Genomic DNA, 5364 nt, shown 5'->3' on the forward strand with positions numbered 1-5364 from the left:
CAGATCGTGCCCGAGGCGATGCAGTCCAGCACCATCAGCGCGCCGACCTCATGCGCGGCGTCAGACAGCGCGCGGATATAGTCATCGGGCAGGATCAGCCCGGCCGCCGTCTCGACATGCGGGGCAAAGACCGCATCGGGACGGGTCTCGCGGATCTTCGCCACGACCTCCGCGATCGGGGGCGGGGCATAGGCGGGCTGGGGCTCGTTGCCCTGCGGTCGGGCCATGACCACGGTGGTCTCACGCGTAAAGCCGCCCGTCTCGAAGATCTGGCTCCAGCGATAGCTGAACCAGCCGTTGCGCACGATCAGCGCATGGGCGTCATTGCCGAACTGGCGCGCGACCGCTTCCATCGCATAGGTGCCGCCGCCGGGGACAACCGCCACCTGCGACGCGCTGTAAACCTCGCGCAGCATGGCGGACAGGTCGCGCATGACCTGCTGGAACCGCTGCGACATGTGGTTCAGCGAGCGATCGGTGAAGACGACCGAAAATTCCTCAAATCCGTCGGGATCGACCTCGGGGCGCAGATGGGGCATGGCGGGTTCCTTTGATGGCGCGTTTGCAGGCAGGGTATCGCCCGAATGCGGGCTTCGCTAGTGCGGGCGGGCATTCAATATGGTTTGCCCCCTTGCGGCACCCCCCGTCGGGCGATTACCTTTCAACCATCTTGTAACTTCGCAGGTTTTTCATGCGTATCGGCATACTTCAATGCGGCAAGTCGCCCGCGCAGTTGAAGGCAGACTTGGGCGACTACCCCGACATGTTCGTGCGGCTGCTGGCTGGACGCGGTTTCGACTTCACCACCTGGGATGTCGAGGAGATGGATTTTCCGGGCAGCGTGCATGACGCCGATGGCTGGCTGCTGACCGGATCGCGCCACGGTGCCTATGAGCCGCATGCCTTCATCCCACCGCTGGAGGAATTCATCCGGCAGGCCTATGCGGATGGGGTTCCGCTGGTCGGGGTCTGTTTCGGCCATCAGATCATCGCGCAGGCGCTTGGTGGCAAGGTCGTCAAATATGAGGGCGGCTGGGCCGTGGGCACGCAGGATTACGATTTCGGCGGCGAGAAGCTGCGGCTGAACGCATGGCATCAGGATCAGGTGGTGGAACTTCCCGAGGATGCCGAGATCATTGCCCGCAATGAATTCTGCGAGGCTGCGGCGCTTGTCTATAACGACCGCGCGCTGACCATTCAGGCGCATCCCGAGTTTCAGGATGATTTCGTCCAGGGCCTGATGGATACCCGTGCCAAAGGCGTGGTGCCCGATGAATTGCTGAACCGCGCCGCCGACCGCATGGGCGAGGCCAAGGCCAGCGGCAATATGGCCGACCGGATCGAGAGCTTTTTCAAACAGCCCCGAGTTGCCTTGAACAAGGGTGCCGCATGAGTGACTGGACCGAAAAGCTGCCACCTGCGGCGCGGGAATTCATCGCGGGCCGCAGGCTGGATGAGGTGGAATGCATCGTTGCCGATATTGCAGGCGTGGCCCGTGGCAAGGCGATGCCCGCCTCGAAATTCGGGCGGCAGGACAAGTTCTATCTGCCCAATTCGATCTTCTTGCAGACGATCACCGGCGAATGGACGGACAACCCATCCGGTGCGTTTACCGAACCGGACATGATCCTGACCCCGGATTTCACCACGGCGACGGCCGCGCCCTGGACGGCCGACTGGACGCTGCAGGTGATCCATGACGCCATCGACCAGCAGGGCAACCCGGTGCCGACAGCGCCGCGCAATGTGCTGAAACGGGTGGTCAAGCTTTATGAGGACAAGGGCTGGAAGCCGGTCGTGGCGCCGGAAATGGAGTTCTTCCTTGTCGCGCGCAATACCGATCCGAACCAGCCGATCATCCCGCCCATGGGCCGCACCGGCCGCCGCGCCATGGCCAAGCAGGCCTATTCCATGTCGGCGGTGGACGAATATGGCAAGGTCATCGACGACATCTATGATTTTGCCGAGGCGCAGGGGTTCGAGATCGACGGCATCCTGCAGGAAGGCGGGGCAGGGCAGGTCGAGATCAACCTGAACCATGGCGATCCGGTCGCGTTGGCAGATGAGATTTTCTATTTCAAGCGCCTGATCCGTGAAGCCGCCCTGCGCCATGATTGTTTTGCGACCTTCATGGCCAAGCCTATCGAGGGTGAGCCGGGCAGCGCCATGCATATTCATCACTCGGTGGTGGATCTGAAAACCGGCAAGAACATCTTCTCGGACGACAAGGGCAGCGAAACCGGGGCTTTCCTGCATTTCATCGGCGGGATGCAACGGCATCTGCCGGCGGCGGTGGCGCTGCTGGCGCCCTATGTGAACAGCTATCGCCGTTATGTCCCTGATTTTGCGGCACCGATCAATCTGGAATGGGGTCGTGACAACCGCACCACGGGCCTTCGCGTGCCGGTGTCAGACCCGGCGGCGCGGCGGGTCGAGAACCGGCTGGGGGGCATGGATTGCAACCCCTATCTGGGCATCGCCGCCAGTCTGGCCTGCGGCTATCTTGGCCTTCTGGAGGCAGAAAACCCTCGTGCCGAATGCTTGGGCGATGCCTATATGTCCGAGGACGAACTGCCCTATAATCTGGGCGACGCGCTGGATCTGATGTCCGAAAGCGTACCGATGCGCGGCGTTCTGGGGGATGAGTTCATCGCTGTCTATGAATCGGTCAAGCGCAACGAATACAAGGAATTCCTGCAAGTCATCAGCCCATGGGAACGCGAACATCTGCTGCTGAACGTCTGAACGGAATATCCTCGGCAGGGGGCCTCGCGCACCCCTGCCGCGCCGCTGTCCGTTCCCGGTCAGCCCCGCGCCGAATCCAGTTCCTCGCCGTCATGCTCGACCTCGCGGGCCTTGGCATGGCTTTCGATCAGCAGCCCGTATTCCGGGAAGATCCGGGTATAGATTTCGGCCCATTCCTGAGCGTCGTCGCGATGCCAGGTCTTCTGGATCTCAGAGGCGACCGCCGCCATGTCCATCGGAACGGCCCCGGCCTGAACCACACGGGCCAGCGTGATTTCCTCGGCCATCTTCGAATAGGTGCCCGAGGCGTCGATCACCACAAAGACCCGATAGCCCTCGGCAATCGCGCTGATGGCGGGAAAGGCCATGCAGACGCTGGTAATCGTGCCGGCGATGATCAGGGTCTTGCGGCCCGTTGCCCTGACCGCCCTGACGAAATCCGGGTTGTCCCAGGCGTTGATCTCGCCCCGGCGGGCGACATAGGTTGCGTGTGGCGCGTTCCGGTGGATTTCCGGGATCAGCGGACCGTTCGGCCCCTGCGGCACCGAAGCCGTCGTGATGACCGGAATATTCGCCAGCGTCGCGATGCTGGCCAGCGCACCGGCATGGCGGCGCAGCGTGGTCATCGGCATGTCGTTCACCGTCTGGAACAGCCCGCTTTGATGGTCGATCAGCAGCAGAACCGCATCGTCGGGGTCAATGACCGGCCTTGCGCCGTTGAAATTCGCGGGGGCAGTCATGGCATTCTCCTTTCATGCTTTCCGTTTTCACGCTTTCCGTATCGCGGCAGCGCCAAACCCTTTGGGGGCCCTGCCCTGCCGATGCCCTGAATCTGGGCGATAGTGACGAACAATCAACCTTAGACTTGTTCTGAAAAATCGAACGCTGCGTTGCCGCCGCCCCGGTTGACAACCCGCCCCGCAACAGACCGCAGGGCTGGAGCTTGGCGCCGCCCTGAGGCATGTAGGGGGCATGGCCCGGACGGGGCCGCGTCCGGGGATGCGCCATATGAACCTGCTTTACGCCAATGACCGGCGCGGCGAATATCCGCCCAGCCTCTATGCTGCGACCCGCGACCTGCTGGATCCTTTCCCCAGCCTCAAGGGGGAAACGCGGGCCGATGTCGCGGTGGTGGGGGCTGGCTATACCGGCCTGTCGGCAGCACTGCATCTGGCCCGGCGCGGGTTTGATGTCGCGCTGGTCGAGGCGCATCGCGCGGGCTTTGGGGCCTCGGGCCGGAATGGCGGGCAACTTGGCTCGGGTCAGCGTCAAGAAGTGGACTGGCTGGAAGCCCGGCTTGGCCGCGATGTCGCCCGGCGGCTGTGGGATCTGGCCGAAGAGGCCAAGGCCCTGACGCGCCATCTGGCAGCAGAGGCAGGGGTGCCGGTGCAGGAGGGCGTGGCCCATGCCTGCCGCAGCGAGGCCGAAACCCGCCATGCCGCAAGGTTGGCGGATCATCTGGCACGGCATTACAGCTATGACCGGATCGAGCCGCTGAACAGGGCCGGGCTGGCCGCGCTGACGGGCAGCACGGCCTATGACGGCGGCGATCTGGACCGGGGGGCGGGGCATCTGCACCCGCTGAACCTTGCCCTTGGCATGGCGCGGCTGGCGGCGGGGGCCGGTGCACGGATATTCGAAATGAGCCCCGTCCAGCGCATCACCCATGCACAGAGGCCGGGCGCGCGGACGATCCTGCATTGCGACACCGGCCGGGTGGTCTGCGATCATCTGGTGCTGGCGGGCAATGGCTATCTGGGCCATCTTGCACCCAGAGTTGCCGCGCACGTCATGCCGATCAACAATTACATTGTCGCGACCGAGCCTCTGGGTGATCGCTTTCCCGAAATCCTGCCCTATCGCCCCGCCGTCGCCGACACGAAATTCGTGGTGAATTACTGGCGGCTTGACGACAACCGCCGACTGATCTTTGGCGGCGGAGAGACGATGGGCTACCGCTTTCCGCGCGACATCGCGGCCATGGTCCGCCCGCATCTGCTGTCGGTCTATCCGCAGCTTCGCGACGTGGCGCTGACCCATGCCTGGGGCGGAACGCTGGCAATCACCATGAACCGCATGCCCTGCTTCGCCCGCCCCGCGCCCAATTGCCTGTCGGCCAGCGGCTTTTCGGGCCACGGAGTCGCGTTGGCGACCTTGGCGGGGCGGCTGATGGCCGAGGCCATCGCCGGTCAGGCCGCGGGCTTTGACGCGATGGCGGCGGTGCCCGGCCGGGCATTTCCGGGTGGCCGGGCGCTGCGCACCCCGCTGCTTGTGGCGGGTATGGCCTGGTACGGCCTGCGCGACAGGCTGGGATTCTGACCCGGCTGATCACCCGCCGCGACAGCCCGAACGGCAAACGCCTGTTTTCGAATGAAAATACCGCGAAATCAAACATGTTCAGGCAGGCGCTAATGGGCAAAGCCGCGAATGTAGCTGACGGAAGCCAATTTGATCATCAAATTGGCGCAGCATCAGCGTGAAATCAAATGGTTATAGCCTGACAAAACAATCAAAAGAAAGTCGCCAGGCCTCACCATGAGTCAGTTTTCCCAGAGTTCCCATAGTTGTGGGATTTTTAATCGTCGCCTGCATCGGGTTTGAAGCGCTCTCAGACCCGCC

The 5364-nt window shown here is 63.3% G+C and carries 4 protein-coding genes and 1 pseudogene; 3 read left to right on the top strand and 2 right to left on the bottom strand.

Going from position 1 to position 5364, the window contains the following annotated elements; all coding sequences use genetic code 11:
- Positions 1-539 (bottom strand): annotated as a pseudogene (locus ACK5L9_RS18230) (alanine--glyoxylate aminotransferase family protein); the annotation flags it as partial.
- 152 nt (positions 540-691) lie between these two features.
- Here ACK5L9_RS18230 and ACK5L9_RS18235 point away from each other — a divergent pair.
- Positions 692-1393 (top strand): type 1 glutamine amidotransferase, encoded by a 702-nt coding sequence (locus ACK5L9_RS18235; RefSeq protein ID WP_416912878.1) that lies wholly within the window; start codon positions 692-694, stop codon positions 1391-1393.
- Entirely contained in the window at positions 1390-2745 is a 1356-nt protein-coding gene (locus ACK5L9_RS18240) for a glutamine synthetase family protein (protein ID WP_416912879.1), read from the top strand. Before ACK5L9_RS18235 ends, ACK5L9_RS18240 begins: the two co-directional genes overlap by 4 nt.
- A gap of 59 nt (positions 2746-2804) precedes the next feature.
- Here the strand turns inward: ACK5L9_RS18240 and ACK5L9_RS18245 are convergent, their stop codons facing one another.
- Entirely contained in the window at positions 2805-3485 is a 681-nt protein-coding gene (locus tag ACK5L9_RS18245; protein WP_416912880.1) for a hydrolase, read from the bottom strand.
- A 268-nt stretch (positions 3486-3753) separates the two neighbouring features.
- Here ACK5L9_RS18245 and ACK5L9_RS18250 point away from each other — a divergent pair, with 268 nt between their 5' ends.
- The gene (locus ACK5L9_RS18250) at positions 3754-5064 is read left to right on the top strand and encodes an NAD(P)/FAD-dependent oxidoreductase (RefSeq protein WP_416912881.1); all 1311 of its coding nucleotides are present in this window, start codon (positions 3754-3756) and stop codon (positions 5062-5064) included.
- Positions 5065-5364: the final 300 nt, after the last annotated feature.

Origin of the sequence: Paracoccus sp. (in: a-proteobacteria) (genome assembly GCF_047973135.1) — a bacterium.
Taxonomy (GTDB): Bacteria; Pseudomonadota; Alphaproteobacteria; order Rhodobacterales; family Rhodobacteraceae; genus Paracoccus.